This window comes from Actinoplanes sp. M2I2, assembly GCF_023544445.1.
Classification (GTDB): domain Bacteria; phylum Actinomycetota; class Actinomycetes; order Mycobacteriales; family Micromonosporaceae; genus Actinoplanes.
In genome coordinates, this window is the sequence record NZ_JALPVJ010000011.1 from 80,366 (window position 1) to 100,466 (window position 20,101).

General features: G+C 71.7%; 19 protein-coding genes. 12 read left to right on the top strand and 7 right to left on the bottom strand.

The window, feature by feature from the left end:
• Nucleotides 1–32 precede the first annotated feature (32 nt).
• On the top strand, nt 33–773 hold the full coding sequence (locus HJC40_RS23375) for a hypothetical protein (RefSeq protein ID WP_250003530.1): 741 nt from the start codon (nt 33–35) through the stop codon (nt 771–773).
• Here HJC40_RS23375 and HJC40_RS23380 read toward each other — a convergent pair.
• Nucleotides 770–1,348 (bottom strand): DinB family protein, encoded by a 579-nt coding sequence (locus HJC40_RS23380; protein WP_250003531.1) that lies wholly within the window; start codon nt 1,346–1,348, stop codon nt 770–772. The genes HJC40_RS23375 and HJC40_RS23380 overlap by 4 nt on opposite strands.
• An 88-nt stretch (nt 1,349–1,436) precedes the next feature.
• Between HJC40_RS23380 and HJC40_RS23385 the strand changes: the two genes are divergently transcribed.
• Nucleotides 1,437–1,697, top strand: coding sequence for a hypothetical protein (locus HJC40_RS23385; RefSeq protein WP_250003532.1), 261 nt, complete (start codon nt 1,437–1,439; stop codon nt 1,695–1,697).
• Nucleotides 1,698–1,821: 124 nt separating this feature from the next.
• Here the strand turns inward: HJC40_RS23385 and HJC40_RS23390 are convergent, their stop codons facing one another.
• The 3 genes from HJC40_RS23390 to HJC40_RS23400 all read right to left on the bottom strand — a co-directional run bounded on the left by HJC40_RS23390 (nt 1,822) and on the right by HJC40_RS23400 (nt 6,688).
• Nucleotides 1,822–2,481, bottom strand: a complete 660-nt coding sequence (locus HJC40_RS23390) for a GNAT family N-acetyltransferase (RefSeq protein ID WP_250003533.1) — start codon at nt 2,479–2,481, stop codon at nt 1,822–1,824.
• 52 nt (nt 2,482–2,533) lie between these two features.
• A complete protein-coding gene (locus HJC40_RS23395) occupies nt 2,534–5,575 on the bottom strand; it encodes a bifunctional diguanylate cyclase/phosphodiesterase (protein WP_250003534.1) in 3,042 nt (1,013 codons plus the stop codon).
• Between the two features lie 78 nt (nt 5,576–5,653).
• Nucleotides 5,654–6,688, bottom strand: coding sequence for a Gfo/Idh/MocA family protein (locus HJC40_RS23400; protein ID WP_250003535.1), 1,035 nt, complete (start codon nt 6,686–6,688; stop codon nt 5,654–5,656).
• 56 nt (nt 6,689–6,744) lie between these two features.
• Here HJC40_RS23400 and HJC40_RS23405 point away from each other — a divergent pair, with 56 nt between their 5' ends.
• Nucleotides 6,745–8,193, top strand: coding sequence for an MFS transporter (locus HJC40_RS23405; protein ID WP_308200934.1), 1,449 nt, complete (start codon nt 6,745–6,747; stop codon nt 8,191–8,193).
• Nucleotides 8,194–8,307: 114 nt separating this feature from the next.
• On the opposite strand, the gene HJC40_RS23410 is transcribed toward HJC40_RS23405, so the two are convergent.
• A complete protein-coding gene (locus HJC40_RS23410) occupies nt 8,308–9,219 on the bottom strand; it encodes a 5'-3' exonuclease (RefSeq protein WP_250003536.1) in 912 nt (303 codons plus the stop codon).
• A 60-nt stretch (nt 9,220–9,279) separates the two neighbouring features.
• Between HJC40_RS23410 and HJC40_RS23415 the strand changes: the two genes are divergently transcribed.
• The 3 genes from HJC40_RS23415 (at nt 9,280) to HJC40_RS23425 (ending at nt 11,259) form a co-directional block, all read left to right on the top strand.
• A complete protein-coding gene (locus HJC40_RS23415) occupies nt 9,280–10,422 on the top strand; it encodes an acyl-CoA dehydrogenase family protein (protein WP_250003537.1) in 1,143 nt (380 codons plus the stop codon).
• A gap of 58 nt (nt 10,423–10,480) precedes the next feature.
• Entirely contained in the window at nt 10,481–10,711 is a 231-nt protein-coding gene (locus HJC40_RS23420) for a DUF2007 domain-containing protein (protein ID WP_250003538.1), read from the top strand.
• Nucleotides 10,712–10,782: 71 nt separating this feature from the next.
• Complete coding sequence (locus tag HJC40_RS23425) at nt 10,783–11,259, top strand: Lrp/AsnC family transcriptional regulator (protein ID WP_250003539.1); 477 nt, start codon at nt 10,783–10,785, stop codon at nt 11,257–11,259.
• On the opposite strand, the gene HJC40_RS23430 is transcribed toward HJC40_RS23425, so the two are convergent.
• Nucleotides 11,254–11,982 (bottom strand): class I SAM-dependent methyltransferase, encoded by a 729-nt coding sequence (locus tag HJC40_RS23430; RefSeq protein ID WP_250003540.1) that lies wholly within the window; start codon nt 11,980–11,982, stop codon nt 11,254–11,256. The genes HJC40_RS23425 and HJC40_RS23430 overlap by 6 nt on opposite strands.
• Nucleotides 11,983–12,323: 341 nt before the next feature.
• Between HJC40_RS23430 and HJC40_RS23435 the strand changes: the two genes are divergently transcribed.
• Both HJC40_RS23435 and HJC40_RS23440 read left to right on the top strand, forming a co-directional pair.
• Entirely contained in the window at nt 12,324–12,611 is a 288-nt protein-coding gene (locus tag HJC40_RS23435; protein ID WP_250003541.1) for a hypothetical protein, read from the top strand.
• A 208-nt stretch (nt 12,612–12,819) separates the two neighbouring features.
• Nucleotides 12,820–13,011 carry a CsbD family protein gene (locus HJC40_RS23440; protein WP_203769777.1) on the top strand — a complete coding sequence of 64 codons (192 nt, stop codon included), beginning with the start codon at nt 12,820–12,822 and terminating at the stop codon, nt 13,009–13,011.
• A gap of 64 nt (nt 13,012–13,075) precedes the next feature.
• On the opposite strand, the gene HJC40_RS23445 is transcribed toward HJC40_RS23440, so the two are convergent.
• Nucleotides 13,076–14,464: a KamA family radical SAM protein gene (locus HJC40_RS23445; protein WP_250003542.1), complete on the bottom strand. Its 1,389-nt coding sequence runs from the start codon at nt 14,462–14,464 to the stop codon at nt 13,076–13,078.
• A gap of 100 nt (nt 14,465–14,564) precedes the next feature.
• Between HJC40_RS23445 and HJC40_RS23450 the strand changes: the two genes are divergently transcribed.
• From HJC40_RS23450 to HJC40_RS23465, 4 genes are all read left to right on the top strand, one after another.
• A complete protein-coding gene (locus HJC40_RS23450) occupies nt 14,565–15,581 on the top strand; it encodes an L-erythro-3,5-diaminohexanoate dehydrogenase (protein ID WP_250003543.1) in 1,017 nt (338 codons plus the stop codon).
• A 5-nt stretch (nt 15,582–15,586) separates the two neighbouring features.
• Nucleotides 15,587–17,101, top strand: a complete 1,515-nt coding sequence (locus HJC40_RS23455; protein ID WP_250003544.1) for an amidohydrolase — start codon at nt 15,587–15,589, stop codon at nt 17,099–17,101.
• Between the two features lie 14 nt (nt 17,102–17,115).
• Entirely contained in the window at nt 17,116–18,675 is a 1,560-nt protein-coding gene (locus HJC40_RS23460; protein ID WP_250003545.1) for a lysine 5,6-aminomutase subunit alpha, read from the top strand.
• Nucleotides 18,676–18,744: 69 nt separating this feature from the next.
• Entirely contained in the window at nt 18,745–20,058 is a 1,314-nt protein-coding gene (locus tag HJC40_RS23465) for an ATP/GTP-binding protein (protein WP_250003546.1), read from the top strand.
• The last annotated feature ends 43 nt before the right edge of the window (nt 20,059–20,101 follow it).

Genomic DNA, 20,101 nt, shown 5'->3' on the forward strand with positions numbered 1-20,101 from the left:
TCTGCCGTCAGGATCTTGGGGAGGGCGGCGGCATGACGATGGTCGACATCCAGGCGGGGGAGTCGGTGGAGGCGGGGGAGCCGGTGCGGGGCTCCCGGGTCGACATGGTCATGGCTGCGGCCATCGTGCTCACCGTCGATGCCGTGCTGCTGCTCGCGGTCGCTGTGCTCGGCGTGCCGTTCCTGATGTTCGCCTTCGGTGACGTGGACGGCACCTGGCAGCGGCTGTGGCCGCTGACCGTGGCGTGGGTCGTCGCGGTCGGGCTCGCGCTCGTCTGCGCCGCCGCGGTGGCCGGGTTGTCGGGATTCGGCTCGTACTCCGTGCGACGGGTGAGCACCGGCGCGGCGCTCGGTGTCGCGGTGGTCGCGGTCGTGCTCGCCACCGGCTCGATCGGGTCGACGCCGGGCTGGCTGCTGCTCGGCCTGCCCTTCGCCGTGGCCAACCTGGCTGCCGCCCTGGTCCTCGCCGGGCCCGACCGCGCCGTCGCCTTGACGGACCGGTTCCCGCTCTTCCGGCCGGCCGCGGCCGCGGGGCGTGCGCCCGAGCCGATCGAGGAGCCCGCCTACGAGCAGGACGAGGCCGCGTACGCCCGTCCCGAGGCCGACGAGTCGCACCCGTCGAGGACCCACGACACGATCGACCTGCTCGCCTTTTACGGCCGGCCGGGCCGGGCGGACAGCAGGGCCGCGCCCCGGCGGCCGCGCGGGCCCGCGGCGCTGCGGACCTTGACGGGTGTGCGCCTGCCGCCCCGCGCCCGCCGCCCGCGGCGTTAGCGCCACCGGCGGGCCGCCCGCTCGAGCCGGTCACGGTAGGCGGCCCACCAGTCGCGGTCGCCCGCCGGCAGGTTGCTGTTGGACGCCCGCACCCCGACGGACTCGTCGATGAGCTCCCGCACGATGTCGGCATGGCCGGCGTGCCGGTGGGTCTCGGCGATGACGTGGACGAGGATCAGGTGCAGCGTGACCTCGTCGCTGCTCGGCCACCACGGCACCCGGCCGGTCGCGTCGAGCGGCAACCCGGCGACGGTCTCGTCCCCGTGGGCCCAGACCCGCCGGTAGAGATCGACGATCTGCTCGCGGGTCTCGGACGGCTCGGCCCACATGTCCGCGTTGGGCTCGGCGTCGTCGGCCATCCACGGCATCGGCTCGGGGAACGGCCGCCCGAACGTGACGCCGAGATAGCCGGCCTCGACGCCGGCCACGTGTTTCACCAGGCCGAGCAGGTTGGTGCCGGTGGGCACCAGCGGCCGCCGGATGTCGTAGTCGGACAGTCCGTCGAGTTTCCACAGCAACGCCTCGCGCGCCTCCTGCAGATAGCGGACGAGGTCGGCCTTGGGGTCGGTAACCATGCCGCGGAGCCTGCCACGCGCCTACGACATTTGTGGGCTGGGTCGCGCCGAGGGTTCGCCGCCGCGGACGTGGGGGAAAGGGACGCCCATGCAACCCGAACAGATCAGCCAGGCAGAGTACGAGTCGGAGCTCAACCGGCTGCACGAGCGGCGCGAGGAGCTCGAGGAGTCCGAGAGCACCCTCACCTCCCACGACCACGGCGGCGGCCTGCCCGCCGACCAGCAGAACCGGCTCGCGAAGGTGCGCGGCGAGATCGCGGACGTGCTCCAGCAGATCGGTGATCTGCAGGACCGCTGGGCCGACGCCGGCAACGCCAAGCCGAACCCGGACGGCGCGCTAGGCGAATAGCTCGCGCACACCCCGCACCCGGGTGGTCAGCGGTGCCGCCGCCCAGGATCACCGACGTCCGCACCACGGCGGCCGACCGAGATGCCCGGTGACGCCGGTGATCAGGACTCGCACGCGGGGCGGGCTAGCCGACGTGGCGGTAGGTCGCGAACACCACCTCGTGCGAGACCTGGAAGCCGAGCCGCTCGTAGAGCCGGATGGCCGCCGCGTTGTCGGCCGCGACGTGCAGGAACGGCAGGTCGCCGCGCTCGAGCAGGCCCGCGGCGACGGCCATGGTGAGCCGCGCGCCCAGGCCCTGGCCGCGGAAGGCGGGGTCGGTGCAGACCGCGCTGACCTCCGTCCACCCCGGCAGCCGGAACCGCTCGCCGGCCATCGCGACCAGCCGCCCCTCGTGCCGGATGCCCAGGTAGTCGCCGAGCTCGACGGTGCGTTTGCCGAACGGTCCGGGCTTGGCCCGTGACACCAGGTCGAGCATCTCGGGCACGTCGGTCTCGGTGAGGCGCACGGTGGCCGGGTCGTGCACGCCGGTCATCGTGTGGCCGACCATCTGCACGCCGGCCAGCACCGTGACCGGCTCCCAGCCCGGCGGCGGGTCGATCGCGGGGGCGGTCAGCGCGGCGTGGTCGGTCAGCGTGGCCAGGTCGGCCCAGCCGGACGGGTCGGTGAGGTCGGCCATCGCGCACCAGGGCGCGATGTCGGACAGGTAGCGGGCGGCGTCACCGGACGCCTCGGCGAAACAGGCCTGTGGCCCCGAGAGAGCGGCCCACGCGGGATTCTCCAGCACACCCAGAACCCTGCCGCCCGCCGTCCATGACCGCCAGCGAATAACCCGAATTTCAGGCTGCGGGCGACATGACCCCGGACTGCGGCTGGGCGACGATCTCTTGCGGCCACACCGGCTTGGAGAAGAGATAGCCCTGTCCGTACGGGCAGCCCATGGCGACCAGCTCGGCGCGCTGACCCTCGTCCTCGATGCCCTCGGCCACCACGGCCAGGTCGAAGTTGCGGGCCAGGGTGACGATCGCGTCGACCAGCGCCCGCTGCTGCTCGCTGCCCAGGATGTCGTCGATGAACGATTTGTCGACCTTGAGCACGTCGACCGGCATCTGCCGCAGGTAGCTCAGCGACGAGTACCCGGTGCCGAAGTCGTCGATCGCGATCCGCACGCCCAGCGTCCGCAGCGCGCCGAGGTCCTGCCAGACCTGGTCGGCGTCGCGCAGCAGCAGGCTTTCGGTGATCTCCAGGAGCAGCCACTCGGGGCGCGCGCCGCTGTCCTCGAGGGCCGCGCGGACCTGGTCGACGAACCCAGGCGTCCGGAACTGACGGGCCGAGACGTTCACGCTCACGTACTTCAGGGTCGTGCCGGCCCGCAGGCGGGTGAACTCGGCCAGCGCGGCGCGCAGCACCCACCGGCCGATCTCGACGATCGCGCCGCTCTCCTCGGCCACCTCGATGAAGTGGTACGGGCCGAGCAGGCCGCGGACCGGGTGCTGCCAGCGCACGAGGGCCTCCACGCCGGCCATCTCGCCGGTCCCGAGGTCGACGATCGGCTGGTACATGACCGCGAACTGCTCGCCGTCGATGGCCTCGTGCAGCGCCGTCCGGGTCTCGAGCCGCTGGACCATCGCGGTGTGCAGTTCGCTGCGGTAGCGCTGCCAGGTGCCCTTGTCCTCGCCCTTGGCCTGGTAGAGCGCCAGGTCGGCGTGGCGCAGCACCTCGGTGGCCGACACGGCGTCCCGGTTGGTGGCCACGCCGACGCTGGCCGCGCCGCTGACGATGTGGGTGCCGCCGATGCCGTCCGAGACCTCCACCGGTACGGCCAGGGCGCGCACGATCCGGTCGGCGACCTCCTCGGCGCGGGCGTCGTCGTCGCTCTGCTCGATGAGGATGGCGAACTCGTCGCCGCCCATCCGCGCCGCGGTGTCGGCCACGCCGATGATCTCGGCGATCCGCTCGCCCACGCTGACCAGCAGCTGGTCGCCGACGGCGTGCCCGAGGGTGTCGTTGACGTCCTTGAAGTCGTCCAGGTCGACGAAGAGCACGGCGATGGTGGCGTCGTCCCGGCCGGCCACGGCGAACGCCTGCTCGAGGCGGTTGCGGAACAGCACGCGGTTGGCCAGCCCGGTGAGCCCGTCGTGGAACGCCAGGTGCGACAGGTCGTCCTCGAGGCGCCGGCGGTCGGTCACGTCCCGCATGGTCAGGACCAGACCTCGTACGGTGGGGTCGTCGCGCAGGTCCCGGCCGGTGAGCTCGACCTGCAGCATCCGGTCGTCGGCGCACAGCACGGCCAGGTCGATGGCGTCGTCCTGGTCGCGCCCGCCCCGGATCGCGTCCAGGGCGTCGCGCAGGGCGGCGTGGTGGCTCAGCGCGATCAGCGACTCCAGCGGCGTCCCGGCCAGGTCGGGGTGGCCCAGCACGGTGTCGGCCGACGGGCTCGCGTAGGTGATCCGGTCGTCGGCGCCGAGGATGACGATGACGTCGGACGCGTTCTGGATCAGCGTGCGGAAGTAGGCCTCGCTGTCGCGGCGGCTGACCTCGCGGGACAGGCCGATGCGCTCCATGACGACCTCGATCTGGCCGAGGAACGCCTCGACCGAGGGCATCAGCTCGCGCAGGACCGGGCCGCGTCCGGCGAGCAGCCCGGCGCCGACCTGGCCGTTCCCGGGCAGCGGCATGGTCGCGTACAGGAACCGGCCGAAGCCCTCGGTGCGCAGGCCGGCCGGCACCTCGGCCGCGGACAGCAGCCGCAGGCCCGGCGTGTGCGGCACGTCGGCCTCGCAGACCAGGGTGAACTGGAAGGACGTGTCGGCCGGCATCATCGTGGTGATGCCGTCGCGAATGGCGCGGGCGGCCTCCTCGACCGTCGTCGCGGCGAACAGCTCGGCGGCGGCCTGGTGCAGCGCCCGTTCCCGGGAACGCGCGCGGCGCTGGGCGTCGGCCAGACCGTTGACCCGGGCCAGCACCAGCAGGAACATCAGGGCCGCGGCGCCGGCGATGACGGGCGCGTCGACGACCCCGCCGCGCTGCGCCTCGACCTCGCGGCCGTTCATCCACTCGACGTACAGGACGGCCGGCGCGATCAGCGCGGCCGAGGCCATCCAGACGATGCGGCTGGTGCCCAGGTCGGCCCCGGCGGTCTGGGGCAGCTTCTCGGTGAGGTCGCGCATCGACGGCATGAGCGCCGTCCAGCTCAGCATGGTGTAGAAGACGATCCAGCCCAGGTCGACCGGGCCGCCGAGCGACCAGGCGCTGCTGAGCTGCGACTGGCCGTAGAAGATGTCGCTGATCAGCAGGCCGACGATGGCGACGACGACGGCGGTCAGGGCCCGCGGTCGCCGGCCCGGGCTGGTCAGCATGCGCAGCGTCATGGCCAGCGCGAGGACGTCGCCGAGCGGGTAGCCGATCGAGACGAGCTTCTCGAGGAAGCTCAGCTCGTGGGAGCGGGTGAACGGCGCGATCCAGTAGATCCAGGAGAGCAGCCCGAGGCCGACCGTGGGCACGAGCGCGTCGAGCAGGGCGGCCCGGTTGCTGGCGCCGCCCCGGGCCCGCACGAACAGCAGGAACGCGCCGGTGATCAAGGGGTAGACCAGCAGGTAGAGCAGGTCGGCCGGGCCCGGGAACTCGGGCTCGCGGCCCAGCACGATGATCAGGTTGTAGAGCGTGTCACCCGTGACGAAACAGGCCAGCCCGGCCGCTATCAGATACCACGGCAGCCGGCGGGCCGGACGGTTCAGGCGTACGCCGATCAGCACCACCGCGGCGCTGGAGTAACCGATCAGGGCCCAGGTGACCAGGTGCGCGTCGGGAAAGGTGTAGTAGACCGCGGTCAGCACCACGATCCACGCGCCGAAAGCGGCGCGTGCTGTGCGCGTCGTCATCGGCCCTCCTCCGCCTCGTTCCCAGCCGTCCCGTGTTTGATCGGGCGGCGGGACCCACGCCTGAGCGAATGATCCGGTTCACCGCCACGGAGGTGCGGAGATCGTCACCTTCCGGTCTGTATCGGCCGATTCCTCGATGGCGAGCGCGACGAGGTGGTCGTGCGCGCCGTCGGCCAGAGAATACGGTGGCGGGCCCTCGCCGCGTACCCAGTCGGCCATCTTGCGCAGCAGCGAGGCGATCGCGATCTCCTCGTCGTTCCAGCGCTTGCCCGGGAACGGATTGCGGAACAGCACGCGGTCACCGAGCGAGATCGTGTCGGTGTCGAAGTCGTCGAGGTCCAGGTCGTAGCCGGTCTGCCGGCGGACCAGCGGGGACCGCAGGATCGTCCGCGGCTCGGTCAGGCGGACGACCTCGTCGTCGCGCAGCTCCCCGTGCGAGCCGCGCACGACGATGCGCCGGAACCGCAACTGGTTGTGCCACTGGTTGTCGGTGAAGTCGTAGAGGCCGGACCGGCCGTCGCCGAAATCCAGCGTGGCGATCGTCGTGGTGGCCGGCCGGGGCTGGTCGTCGTCGGTCCAGCCGGCCCGGGTCAGCGGGTCGACCAGCGGCGCGGTGGTCCGGGAGGCCCGTACGGTGACCGGGCCGCGACCGGCGCCGAGGAACCCGCGGATCAGCGACACCGCGTGGTACATGTGCGTCGACGAGACCTGCACCTGGCTCGGTTCGCCGATCACCCCGGCCCGTACGGCGGCCAGCCGGGCGGCGTGCGCGGGCACCAGCAGGTACTGCTCGGCGATCTGCACCAGCCCGCTGTCGCCGGTGCGCTTCCACAGCGCGGCCAGGCCGTCGGCGTCGGGCGCGGGCGGGGTCTCGGCCAGCACCGGGATGCCCCGCTCGACCGCCTCGACGATCACGCCCGGGTTGGCCGCCCAGGGCACGGCGGTGACCAGGAAGTCGGGTCGCACCTCGTCGAGCGAGGTGAACGCCGGCACCGGCAGGTCACGGGGCGTGCGCACCACCGCCCCCACGCACTCGACGCCGGGCAGACCCGCCGCCAGCCGCCAGAACATCTCGGCCCGCCAGCCGGATCCCACCACCGCGAACGACGTCATGCGGCACACATTAGATCGCGGGTTATACAAGTATCGACCGGGGAACCGGTCAGCCTGTGACAACAGATCAGTCGACGCGCTGGAAGGCGCTCTCGGTCGCCCTGGTGGCGGGCTTCATGACCTTGCTCGATGTGAGCATCGTCAACGTCGCGCTGCCCTCGATCCGCGACCAGTTGCAGCTGAGCTCGGCCGAGCTGCAGTGGGTGCTCTCCGGCTACGCGCTCACCTTCGGCCTGCTGCTCGTGCCGGCCGGCCGCTTCGGTGACGCCCGGGGCCGGCGCGACGTCTTCATCGCCGGGCTGGTCCTGTTCACGCTGGCCAGCGCGGCCGCCGGCCTGGCCCAGTCGGCGCTGTGGCTGGTCGTCGCCCGGCTGGTGCAGGGCGCCGCCGCCGGCATCGTGAACCCGCAGGTGTCCGGGCTGATCCAGCAGATGTTCGAGCCGAAGGAGCGGGGGCGCCCGTTCGGGCTGCTCGGCGCGACCATCGGGGTCTCCACTGCCGTCGGGCCGCTGCTCGGTGGCGTGCTGATCGCAACGATCGGACCGGCCGAGGGCTGGCGCTGGATCTTCTACCTGAACATCCCGATCGGCATCGCCGCGGTCTGGCTCGGCTACCGGTGGATCCCGGCCCGCACCGGGGAGCGCCGCCGGGAGAGCCTGGACCCGGTGGGCGTGGGACTGCTCGGCCTCGGGGTCGTGCTGGTGCTGCTGCCGCTCGTGCAGGAGCGCGAGTGGCCGGGCCCGGGCAAGTGGCTGATCGCGGCGGCCGGGGTGGTGGTGCTGGCCGGCTTCGTGTTCTGGGAGAGCCGCTACGGGCGGAACCGGACGGCGCTGGTCGAGCTCGGCCTGTTCAAGGTGCGGTCGTATGCCCTGGGCGCGCTGATCGGGCTGCTCTACTTCGCGGGCTTCACCACGATCTTCTTCATCTACACGCTGTACCTGCAGAGCGGGCTGGGCTACAGCGCCCTGGAGGCCGGGCTGGCGATCACCCCGTTCGCGGTGGGCTCGGCGGTCGCGGCCGCGGTGGGCGGGCGTTTCGTCCAGCGGTTCGGCCGGCAGATGGTCGTCGGCGGCCTGGTGGCCGTGATCGTGGGCCTGGTCGCCACCGATCTCGTGCTCAAGGCCGTGCCCGGCTCGGGTGGCGGCTGGGCGGCCGCGCTGCCCCTGCTCGTGGCCGGCGCCGGCAGCGGCTTCGTGATCAGCCCGAACCAGACGCTGACGCTGGCCGAGGTGCCGGTGGCCCGGGCGGGCAGCGCGGGCGCCGTGCTGCAGACCGGACAGCGCATCGGCACGGCGATGGGCATCGCCGCGGTCGGCTCGTTCTTCTTCAGCCGGCTGGCCGCCGGGCAGGGGGACTGGGGCCCGGCGTTCCGCGGCGCCCTGTGGCTGACGATCAGCTTCGTGGTCGTCGCGCTGGTGGCTGCCCTGGCCGACGTGCTGACCTCGCGTGGTCAGCGCAAGGACGCGCCGGCCACCCGCAACTCGTCCAAGGCGGCCAGCGTATAGGGCGCCAGGCCGGTCTCGGTGTCGCTCTCGGACTACTCGGCGTAGCCCCGCTTGAAGGCGAGGACGCCCAGCTTGCCGGCGAGAGCCGCCGTCGCGCCGGGGACGCCGCGGGCGCTAGTGGGCCAGGGCGTCGACCAGGCGCTTGGCCGAGGACGCCAGGTTCCAGCGGTCGGCCAGGGCCAGCAGCGCCTCCGGGTCCTCCGGCGAACGAGGAAGCGCCGGGTCGAAGGCGGGCAGCTCCACGTCGAGCGCGACCTTGCAGACCGGCAGCGCCCGGGCCAGGTAGTCCCGGGCCGCGTCGAGCTTGGTGCGCACGCCGGGCGCGAAGCCCGCGTCCGGGTCGTCGAGCGCGGCCAGGATCTCCTCGACGCCGCCGTACCGCATGACCAGCCGGGCCGCCGTCTTCTCGCCGACGCCGGGCACACCGGGCAGGCCGTCGCTCGCGTCGCCGCGCATGGCCGCGAAGTCCGCGTACCACTTGGCCGGTACGCCGTACTTGGTCTGGACCAGGGCGTCGTCGGCGTCCTCGAGCTTGGCCACGCCCCGGCCGCAGTAGAGCAGGCGGGTGCCGCGCGCGTCGTCGACCAGCTGGAACAGGTCGCGGTCGCCGGACACCACCTCGACCGGCGACGGCTGGGTGGCCGCCAGCGTGCCCAGGACGTCGTCCGCCTCGTACCCGTCGACCCCGAAGGCCGGGATGCCCACCGCCTTGAGGACGTCGAGCAGCACCGGGATCTGCTTCTCGAGGGCGGCCGGGACCTCCTCGACGTCGCCGTGGGCGACCCGGTGCTTCTTGTACGACGGCACGAGCTTCACCCGCCACGCGGGCCGCCAGCTGGCGTCGAGCGCGCAGACGACGCGATCCGGCTGCCGGGTGCGGATGAGCTGGGCGAGCATGTCCATGAAGCCGCGGATCGCGTTCACCGGCTCCCCGGCGCTGGTCTGGGCGGCCTTCTCCGGAATGCCGTGGAAGGCGCGGAAGTACAGGCTGGGGGCGTCGACGGCGAGCAGCGGCTGAGCGGTCACCGTGCCACCATAGCGACCACTAGTCGCCCTGCTGCCCTAACGACCGTTAAGCTGGCGGGCGTGACGGTAGATCGCATCCTCCCCACCGACGAGGCCCACGACCTGCTCGACCTGACCCGCGAGCTCTGCGACCGCGAGCTCGACGGTCAGGCGCACGACTTCGAGACCCGCGGCGCGTTCCCCCGCGAGATCATCCGCAAGCTGGGCCGCTCCGGCCTGCTCGGCCTGCCCTACCCCGAGGAGGTGGGCGGCGCCGGCCAGCCCTACGAGGTCTATCTGCAGGTGCTCGAGACGCTGGCCGGCAGCTGGCTGGCGATCGCCGAGGCGGTCAGCGTGCACACCCTGGCCTGTTACCCGGTGTACGCCCACGGCAGCGAGCGGCAGCGCAAGATGCTGCCCGACATGCTCGGCGGCGAACTGCTGGGCGCCTACTGCCTGTCCGAGCCGCAGGGCGGCAGCGACGCGGCGTCGCTCACGACCAGGGCCACCCGCGACGGTGACACGTGGGTCGTCACGGGCACCAAGGCCTGGATCACCCACGGCCGCGACGCCGACTTCTACAACGTCTTCTGCCGTACGGGGGAACCGGGCCCCCGCGGCATCTCGTGCCTGCTGGCCGACGCCGGCACCCCCGGTCTCCAGCCGCAGAAGGCGGAACGCGTGATGGGCCTGCGCTCGTCCGCCCCGTCCCCGATCGTGTTCGACGGGTGCCGCCTGCCGGCCGACCGTCTGGTCGGCGCCGAGGGCGGCGGCTTCGGCATCGCCATGGAGGCGCTCGACGCCGGTCGCCTCGGCATCGCCGCCTGCGCCGTGGGCCTGGCCCAGGCCGCCACCGACTACGCCGTCGCGTACGCCCGGGAGCGCGAGCAGTTCGGCCGGCCCATCGCCGACTTCCAGGGCGTCGGTTTCCTGCTGGCCGACATGTCGACCCAGGTCTCGGCGGCCCGGGCGCTGCTGCTGTCGGCGGCGCGGCTCAAGGACGCCGGCCGTCCCTTCTCGACCGAGGCGGCCAAGGCCAAGCTCTTCGCGACCGACGCCGCCATGCGGGTCACCACCGACGCGGTGCAGGTGCTGGGCGGGGCCGGCTATGTCAGCGACCACCCGGCGGAGCGCTGGTTCCGCGAGGCCAAGGTGCTGCAGATCGTCGAGGGCACCAACCAGATCCAGCGGCTGGTGATCAGCCGCGCTCTGGTCAAGGGGTGACACGCGTCGCGGTGGGGGGTGCGTGCGCGGGAGCGGTCGATCCGCGATGCTGGCACCCATGGACAACATCGAGGGTGTCACCGTCGCGGTCGCCGGCTCCCAGATCGAGGCCGACCTGATCGTCGGCCTGCTGCGCAGCAACGGGCTGCGGGCGATCGCGCTGGCCGACAGCGCCGGCGGCCTGGACCCGGCGCTGTCGGTCACCGACGGCGTGCAGGTGCAGGTCAATCCCGACGACGAGACGGACGCCCGGGCCCTGCTGGCCGAGGCCGAGAAGAACGCGGGGTAGGGCCGTCCGGGTATCGATCATGAGCCGCGCGTCCCGTGGAGGGGCGCGTCCGGTTCGGTAGGGTGTCGCCCGTGGAAGAGATCGACCGGGCGATCGTGGGCGCCCTCACCGCGGACGGCCGCCTGTCCTACACCGACCTCGCCGAGCGGGTCGGGCTGAGCGTGTCGGCCGTGCACCAGCGGGTGCGCCGCCTCGAGCAGCGCGGGGTGATCGCCGGTTACAGCGCCAAGGTCTCGTACGAGGCACTGGAGCTGCCGCTGACCGCGTTCGTGGCGATCCGGCCGTTCGACCCGTCCCAGCCCGACGACGCGCCCGAGCGGCTGGCTCATCTTTCCGAGATCGACTCTTGTTACTCGGTGGCCGGCGAGGACTTCTACATGCTGCTCGTACGGGTCGGCAGCCCGGCCGATCTGGAACGGCTGCTGCAGGAGATCCGCACCGCCGCGAACGTCACCACCCGCACGACTGTCGTGCTCTCCACCCCGTACGAGAATCGGCCGCCCCGCATCGCCCCGGCCCCGGTGGCGGCCACCGAGACGGCGTCATAGGGCCCCCACGGTCGCGCGGGCGCACTCGGTGACGTAGGGCAACCGGAATTCCGTCCGTCCGACCATCTCCGGGTGGGTGGCCATCAGGCGCCGCACCTCGTTGAGCAGCGCCGCCCGCTCGGCCGGGGGCAGCAGGATGACGTAGCTGCGGGACGCCACCATGTCGATCAGGCGTTCCGGGCCGATCACCTCGGTCCACGGGAACTCGGTGGTCTCCACCGCGCCGAACGGGGCGCCCACCGCGGTGTCCCGGCTCTGCTCCGGCGAGCCGATGATCTCGCCGAGGCGGTGGACCCAGCCGGCGCGCTCGTCCCGGACGTTCCAGAGCAGGCCGAGCCGCCCGCCGGGGGACAGGACCCGGGCGATCTCGGGCGCCGCGCGCTCCGGCTCGACCCAGTGCCAGGCCTGCGCCACCAGCACCACGTCGGCCGACCCGTCGGGCAGCGGAATCTCCTCGGCGCTGCCCTTGAGGGCGGGAACACCGGGCACCGACCGGCGGAGCTGGTCGAGCATGCCCGCGGACGGCTCGACCGCCGTGACCTCGAGGCCCCGCTCCCGGATCTGGCGGGTCAGCTTGCCGGTGCCGGCGCCCAGGTCGACGACCCGCGGCCGGCCCGCCGGCAGCAGCCAGTCGAGGGCCTCGCCGGGATAGGAGGGCCGGCCGCGCTCGTAGGCCTCGGCGGCCGGCCCGAACGAGTTGGCGTGCGCGGCACGGTCATTCACATTCACGATCTTATCTCCGGGCCGATGCGCGCGGGCGCCACGACCACCCGGCGCTCCCGGACGGCCACCCCACGATCAGGGAGATCGCAACCCAGGTGGCTCGGCTATGCGCTCAGGTCGCAGCGCGGGCATCGGGCCGGCACCTGAGCAATGGTGGACCTGGCACCGAGTCAAGTCACGCCTGCGGCAGCGCACCGGACATGCGCCTGCGGGGTGCGGCGTGGTGTTCCAGCAATGGATGCAGCGATGTATATATCGACAATGTACGATGGATGTATGGCTCGCGCTTACGCTTCTCACGTTGCCTACGCAGTAGGCGAGTTGAGAGGAGAACGAGTATCTTGAAGAAGCGTTTCGTCACCTTGTTGGGTGCCTCCGCCGTCCTGGCTCTAGGGCAGGCGGCTATTGCACCCGCCGCCAACGCGGCACCGCCGAGCTGCCTCGCCGCATCCGTGACCAGTGGCAGTTCTGGTGGAACCAAGGTAGTGGTCTTCAACGGATGTTCCACCACTCAGAAATTCGTTATCGCCTGGGATCTGTTTCCGGACTCCCCCTGCTACACGCTGAAAGTGGGCAAGAACCTGTCCCGCACCCAGTACACCCACTTCGAGCGACTGAAGAGCTGTTGACATAACTGTGCTCCATATTGTCCACTCCGACGGGGTGGGCAATATGGATGCCGGCGTGACAATCACGCGAGCCGAAATTCGTCTGCGCGAGTTGTACAGCGGCGGACATGTGCAAACTAGCCTCCTAGGATGCCTTACGCGGTGTGTTTTGGAGAGGTGCTCAACGGGCACATCACCAGCAAGCCGACACCACGGAGGTTGGAGCGACATGAGCTTCACGGACAAGGTCAAGAACGAGACCGAAGAGCTGACCGGCAAGGCGAAGCAGGCCGTGGGGCGGGCCACCGACAACGAGCGGCTGGTCGCCGAGGGGCAGGCGCAGGAGACCGCCGCCCACGCCAAGAAGGCCGGCGAGCACGTCAAGGACGCCGGCAAGGACGTCCGCGACGCCTTCAGCTGACCCGCGGCACCGCAACGCGACGAACGGCCCCCGGGACCTCCCGGGGGCCGTTCGCCGTCGTGGGTCAGGCGGCCGCTTCCTGCTTGCGCCACCAGTCCTGGCCGGACTCGGGCAGCGTGTCGATCGGGTCGTAGTAGGCGTACAGCTTGGACAACGCCTCGTCGTCGTGCTGCTCGATCGACGTCCGGTAATTCTTGGTCCAGTACGAGATGCCGTGCTCCCGGTCGTACTCGGAGATCATGTGCACCCAGCGCTTGCCCACGAACGGCACGTCGCAGACGATCCGCGGGGTCGCGTAGCCCGGCAGGTAGCCCATCATGTCGTGCTGCAGCTGCTGGGCGTGCCACACCGGCACCCGCCAGTGCTCGGCGTTGGGGATCATGTCGCACATGTAGAAGTAGTACGGCAGGATGCCGGCCTCGCCCTGCAGCCCGAAGCACAGGTCGAGCAAGTCGGCCGTCGTCGCGTTCACGCCGCGCATCAGCACGCCCTGGTTGCGGACGTCGCGCACGCCGACCTCGAGGAGCATCTGCGCCGCCTGGGCGACCAGCGGGGTCAGCGAGTTCACGTGGTTGACGTGGGTGTGCACGGCCAGGTTGACGCCGCGCCGCTGGGCGGTGATGGCCACCCGGTGCAGACCCTCGACGACGTCGGGTTGCAGCCAGTGCTGGGGGAGACCCATCAGCGCCTTGGTGGCCAGCCGGATGTCGCGGACGGTGGGCACCGAGAGCAGACCCATCAGGTACGCCTCGAGCTGCTTCCACGGCACGTTGGCGACGTCGCCGCCGCTGACCACGACGTCCCGTACGCCGGGGTGGGCCTTGAGGTAGGCCAGGTGGGCGTCGTACCGGTCGACCGGCTTGAGCGACAGTTTGAGCTTGTCGACCGTGGGCGTGCTGTTGCCGACCAGGTCCATCCGCGTGCAGTGCCCGCAGTACTGCGGGCAGGTGGAGAGCAGCTCGGCCAGCACCTTGGTCGGGTAGCGGTGGGTGAGCCCCTCGGCGACCCACATGTCGTGCTCGTGCAGCGAGTCGCGGGTGGCGTGCGGGTGCGACGGCCAGTCGAGGTGACGGTCGGTGGCGACCGGCAGCATGTAGCGGCGGATCGGATCGGCGTAGAACGCCTCCGTGTCGGGGACCCGATCGGGGACCATGGTGTTGAGCATCTGCGGCGGGAGCAGCATCGACATCGTGGCCAGGCGCTTCTGGTCGGTCTCGAGGTCGGTGTAGAAGCTCTCGTCGAGCAGGTCGCCCAGCACGGCCCGCAGCTGCTTGACGTTCTTGACGCAGTTGACCCGCTGCCACTGGGCGGACTGCCACTGCGCCTCGGTCACGTCGCGCCACCCGGGGAAGCGTTTCCAGTCGGGCTCGACCAGGGTGCGGCGGCGGTATTCGTACGGCTGTCCGGCGGGCTGGGTCAACGGTGCCTCCCTGATCGATCGTTCGGCCAACATCACGCTACTGGAGGATTTCCGGTCTAGAAACCACCTACCCGTAGGATTTACGGTGTGGATCCGGGCAGACGCCCATGATTTCTTGGTGAAGGTGGGGCGAATGACGTCTTCTGTCGGTCTTGATCGGGTTCTGGAGCCGGCCGGTGTGCTGCCCCAGGCGGCCTGGCGGCTCGACGCGAGCCCCGAGATCAGCGAGGACGAGGTCCGGGTCCGGGTCGAGCGGCTCAACCTGGACGCCGCGAGCTACCGCCAGCTGTCCGAGAAGCACGGCGGGGACGGCGCCGCGATCCGGGCCGAGGTGCTGGAGATCGTCGGCGCCCGCGGCAAGATGCACAACCCGGTCACCGGGTCGGGCGGCATGCTGATCGGCGTCGTCGAGGAGGTCGGCCCGCGTTCGCCGCTCGGCGTCCAGCCGGGCGACCGGGTGGCCACGCTGGTCTCGCTGACCCTCACCCCGCTCCGGATCACCGACGGGCTGCGGGACTGGGACGGCCGCGGCGAGCAGGTGCCGGCGGCCGGGACGGCGATCCTGTTCGGCCGCTCGATCGTCGGGGTGCTGCCCGCCGACCTGGCCCCCGAGCTGGCCCTGGCGGTCTACGACGTGTGCGGCGCCCCCGCGCTGACCGACCGGGTCGTCCGCGGCTACGACCGGCCGGCCGTGGCCGTGCTCGGTGGCGCGGGCAAGAGCGGCTCGCTCGCCCTGGCCGCCGCGCGCCTGGCCGGGGCCCGGACGATCGGCGTCGTGCGCGACGAGGGCGAGGCGGTGGCCCTGCGCGCGGCCGGGATCGCCGACGTGGTGGTGGTCGCCGACGCGCGCAACCCGGTCGAGGTCGCCGCGGCGGTGGGGGAGCCGGCCACGGTCACGGTGGTCTGCGTGGACGTTCCCGGCTGCGAGCACGGCGCGATCCTGGCCACCGCCCCCGGCGGTACGGTGATCTTCTTCTCGATGGCCACGAGCTTCCCGGCCGCCGCCCTGGGGGCCGAGGGGCTGGCCGCCGACGTGACGATGCTCATCGGCAACGGCTACGTCCCCGGTCACGCCGAGTTCGCCGTCGGCCTGCTGCGCCGCGTACCGGCGGTCCGGTCCCTCTTCGAAGCCCGTCTCGCGAGAGACTGACGGGCATGATTGAGGTGCTCTACACCCACGGCCGCTTCTACTCCGCCGCCGACCCGCGGGCCACCGCCATGCTGGTCCGCGACGGCCGGATCGCCTGGCTCGGCGACGCCGCCGACGCGCCGCCGGCCGGCCGCACCGTCGACCTGGAGAACGGCCTGGTCACCCCGGCCTTCGTCGACGCCCACCTGCACGCCACCGACACGGGCCTGGCCATCGACGGCCTCGATCTGTCGGCGGTCCGGGCCCGGGATGAGCTGCTGGCCGCGGTCGAGCGGTTCGCCGCGACCCGTCCGGCCGGCGGGGTCGTGCACGGCCACGGCTGGGACGAGTCGACGTGGGCCGACCAGACGCTGCCGACGGCGGCCGAGCTCGGCCGCGCCGCCGGCGGCCGCCCGGTCTACCTGTCGCAGGCCTCGGTGCATTCCGCGCTGGCCTCCCCGGCCCTGCTGGCCGCGGCCGGCCTGCCGGTCGGTCAGGGCCTGGTCAAGGAGGAGCACCACCACGCCGTACGGGCCATCGCCCTCAACGATCTGACCCCGGCGCAGCGGACGACGGCGCAGCGGGCCGCGCTGGCCCGGGCCGCCTCCCTGGGCATCGCGGCGGTGCACGAGTGCGGCGGTCCGGGCACGTCGAGCGAGGCCGACTTCACCTCGGTGCTGGCGCTCAACGGTCAGGGCCTGCCGCGGGTGTACGGCTACTGGGGCGAGCTGGGCGGGGCCGTCAAGGCCAAGGAGCTGGGCGCGGTCGGCGCCGCCGGCGACCTGTACGCGGACGGCGCCCTCGGGTCGACCACGGCCTCGGTCCGGTCGCCGTACACCGGCGGTGGCTGCGGCGAGGCGTTCCTGAGCGCCGAACAGGCCGCCGACCACCTGCTCGACTGCGTCACGGTCGGCGTGCAGGGCGGTTTCCACGCCATCGGCGACGCCGCCATCGAGACCGTCCTCGAGGGGTTCGCGCTGGCCGCCCGGTCGGTCGGCGTCGACGCGGTCCGGGCCGGGCACCACCGCATCGAGCACGTCGAGCTGATCGACAAGCCGATGATCGCGCGGATGGTCGAGTTCGGGGTGATCGCCTCGGTTCAGCCGGTGTTCGACGCGCTCTGGGGCGGCCCCGACCGGATGTACGCGCAGCGGCTCGGGGTGGAACGCGCGATGGCGTCCAACCCGATCGGGGCGATGCACGCGACCGGGGTGCAGCTGGCCTTCGGCTCCGACTCGCCGGTCACCGCGCTCGACCCGTGGGCGGTGGTCGTCGCGGCGGCGGCCCCGCGCAACCCGGTCTACCGGATGAGTGTGCGGGCGGCGTTCGCGGCGTCGACGCGGGGCGGCTGGCGGGCCGCGGGGGTCGGCGACGCCGGGGTGCTCGCGCCGGGCCAGTCGGCCACCTTCGCCGTGTGGGAGACCCCGTCCGGCGTACGGGAGGGTCTGCCCGCCCTGCTGCCGGAGCTCGACGGCGCGGAACCCGCGCGGCCGGTGTGCCGCCGCACAGTCCTGCAGGGCGAAATGATCCACGAGATCTGAGGAACGGAGTACGGGTGGCGTCCAAGCTTGATCTGGACCCGCGGGTGGTGCGCGCGGCGCGCCGGCTCGCCGCACGGGCCGGGCAGCCGGTGGTCGATCTGGCCCGCTCGCACACCACCGTGTCGGTGGAGCGGGCGGTGCTGCGGCTGGCCGGCGTGCACGGGGCCGACCAGGACGGCATCCCCTGGGTCAACCGGCTGGTCGACGCGGTGCGCGCCGACGTCGGGCTGGGGCACGGGGTCGCCGTCCCGGTGTTTCATGCCCTGCGCAGCTCCGGGGTCGACGATCTCACCGTGCTGGCCCAGAAGGCCGCCGCGGGCGCGGTCCGGTTCGACGTGCCCGATCGGAAGGCGGACGTCACGGCGGCCCGCCGGGCGGCGAAGAGGGCGACCGGCCGCGGACTGACGACCGTCGACCGGCGGCGGGCCGAACGGGACCGGCTGATCAAGCGGTACGGGGATCCGCAGCAGCGCCCCTGGATCTATCTGATCGTGGCGACCGGCGACATCGTCGAGGACATCCCACAGGCCCAGGCGGCCGCCCGGGCCGGGGCCGACGTGATCGCGGTGATCCGGTCGACCGGGCAGTCGCTGCTCGACTACGTGCCCGAGGGCGCCACCCGCGAGGGCTTCGCCGGCACCTACGCCACCCAGGAGAACTTCCGGCTGATGCGGGCCGCGCTGGACGAGACGTCCAGGGAGCTCGGGCGGTACGTGCGGCTGACCAACTACGCGTCCGGGTTGTGCATGCCCGAGATCGCCGCCCTGGCCGGGCTGGAACGGCTCGACATGATGCTCAACGACTCCATGTACGGCATCCTGTTCCGCGACATCAACCCGATCCGCACCTTCGTCGACCAGCGGTTCAGCCGGCAGGTCCACGCCCGCGCCGGCATCATCATCAACACCGGCGAGGACAACTACCTGACCACCGCCGACGCCGTCGAGGCGGCCCACACGGTGACGGTGTCGCAGCTGCTCAACGAGTTCTTCGCGCACGAGGCCGGGCTGGCCGACTGGCAGCTCGGCCTGGGCCACGCTTTCGAGATCAACCCGGAGCTGCCCGAGTCGTTCCGCCTGGAGCTGGCGCACGCGCTGCTGGCCCGCGAGCTGTTCCCGGACGCGCCGCTCAAGTGGATGCCGCCGACCAAGCACATGACCGGCGACGTCTTCCGCGGCAACCTGCTCGACGGGTTCTTCAACCTGGCCGGCGCGCTCACCGGCCAGAGCATCCTGCTGGTCGGCATGATGACCGAGGCGGTGGTGACGCCGTGGCTGTCCGACCGCGACATCGCCCTGCAGAACGTGCGCTACGTGCTCACCGGGGCCGGCAACCTGCACGAGGACTTCGTCCCGGCGCCCGGCGGCTTCATCCAGCAGCGCGCCCACGCGGTGCTGGGCGAGGCCGTCGAGCTGCTGGAGAAGATCGTCGACGACTCGCTGCTGACCGCGATCGCCGAGGGCACCTTCGGCATCATGAAGCGGCCGGCCGACCGGGGCAAGGGCCTCGACGGCGTCGCCCGGCACGAGGAGGACTACTTCAATCCAGTGACAGAGGCGCTGGAGCACCGGTGAGAACAGACAGGACACCCAGACTGCGATTTACTGGCGCCGACGAGTGGCCGAACTCAACGGAGCGCATTCATGTTGCGTAGTTTCCGCGTTACCAATCACCGCTCCTTGCGGAACGAGCAGGAACTTCTGCTGATGCCGGCGGTGGAGAGCGGGGCCCGGGTCCTGCCGGTGGCGGCGGTGTTCGGCGCGAATGCCTCGGGCAAGTCCAACCTGGTCGACGCATTGGGATGGATGGATCGAGCGGTGCAATCCTCCTACCGCTCATGGGAGGCCGAGTCCGGGGTACCGCGCGACCCGTATCGGCTGGACGACGTGTCCGCCGCCGAGCCCTCAGATTTCACGGTCGAACTGATCCTGGACGGCGTGCAGGTGGTGTACGGCTTCACCGCGGACCAGGACACCGTGATCGAGGAGTGGTTGCACAGTTACCCGGACGACGAGCGGTCGGTGACGTTCGAGAGACGGGGACGAACGGTCGAGTTCGGTCCGGCAGTGCGGGGCGGTCAAGACCGAGCGGAGCTGCTGGGCAGTTTGCTTCGCGACAACGCACTGCTGCTGAGCACCGCGGTTCAGGCCGGACAGGAGGATTTGCTGCCGGTCTATCGATGGTTCCGCGACAAATTGCGGATCCTCGGAAGTCAGCGATCCTGGGCCCGGACGCCCGGCACAGTCAGTGCTCGAATCCTCGAAGCGGCGCACCGTCATCCGGAGTTCGCGGATCTGCTCAGGGCGGCCGATCTGGGAATTTCCGGCGTGGAGGTGGTCCCGTCGCCCGAGGAGCTCGACCGGGCCCGGCACGCGGCCCGCCTGCTGGCCGCCGACTCCGGAACGGCGCAACGGCAGATCGCCGAGACGCTTCTGGATGACCGGCGGCGAGCCGGGCAGCTCAAGCAGGAAGTGAACTTCCTGCACGGCAAGGACGGTCGTCGGCTCGGTCTCGCGGACCAGTCCCACGGAACGCTGGCCTGGGCCGACCTACTGCTCGCGGCCTTGTCCGCGCTCGAAGCAGGAGCGGTGCTGGTCATCGATGAGATCGATGCGAGCCTGCATCCCCGGCTGACCGCCCGGCTCGTCGAGCTCTTCCGGAACGACGACACCAACCGGCACCAGTCTCAACTGGTGTTCACCACCCACGACGCGACCCTCCTCGGGTCGGACCTCGGCGATGAGGAAGTCCTCGCGCGCGACGAGATCTGGTTCGTCGAGAAGCGGGAAGGCGCATCGGCCCTTTATCCCTTGTCGGACTTCGAAGGACCGGAGCGCGAGCACAGAGAAAGTCGATACTTGGCGGGTAGCTACGGAGCTGTCCCCGCGCTTTTCACCGATACGCTTGTCGACTCGCTCCGACGGAATCGGACGGGATCCGCCGATGCCGAATCGTAGGCCTTCCCAGCGTCGGCGGCCGCCCTCCCGTACGGCACTGCCC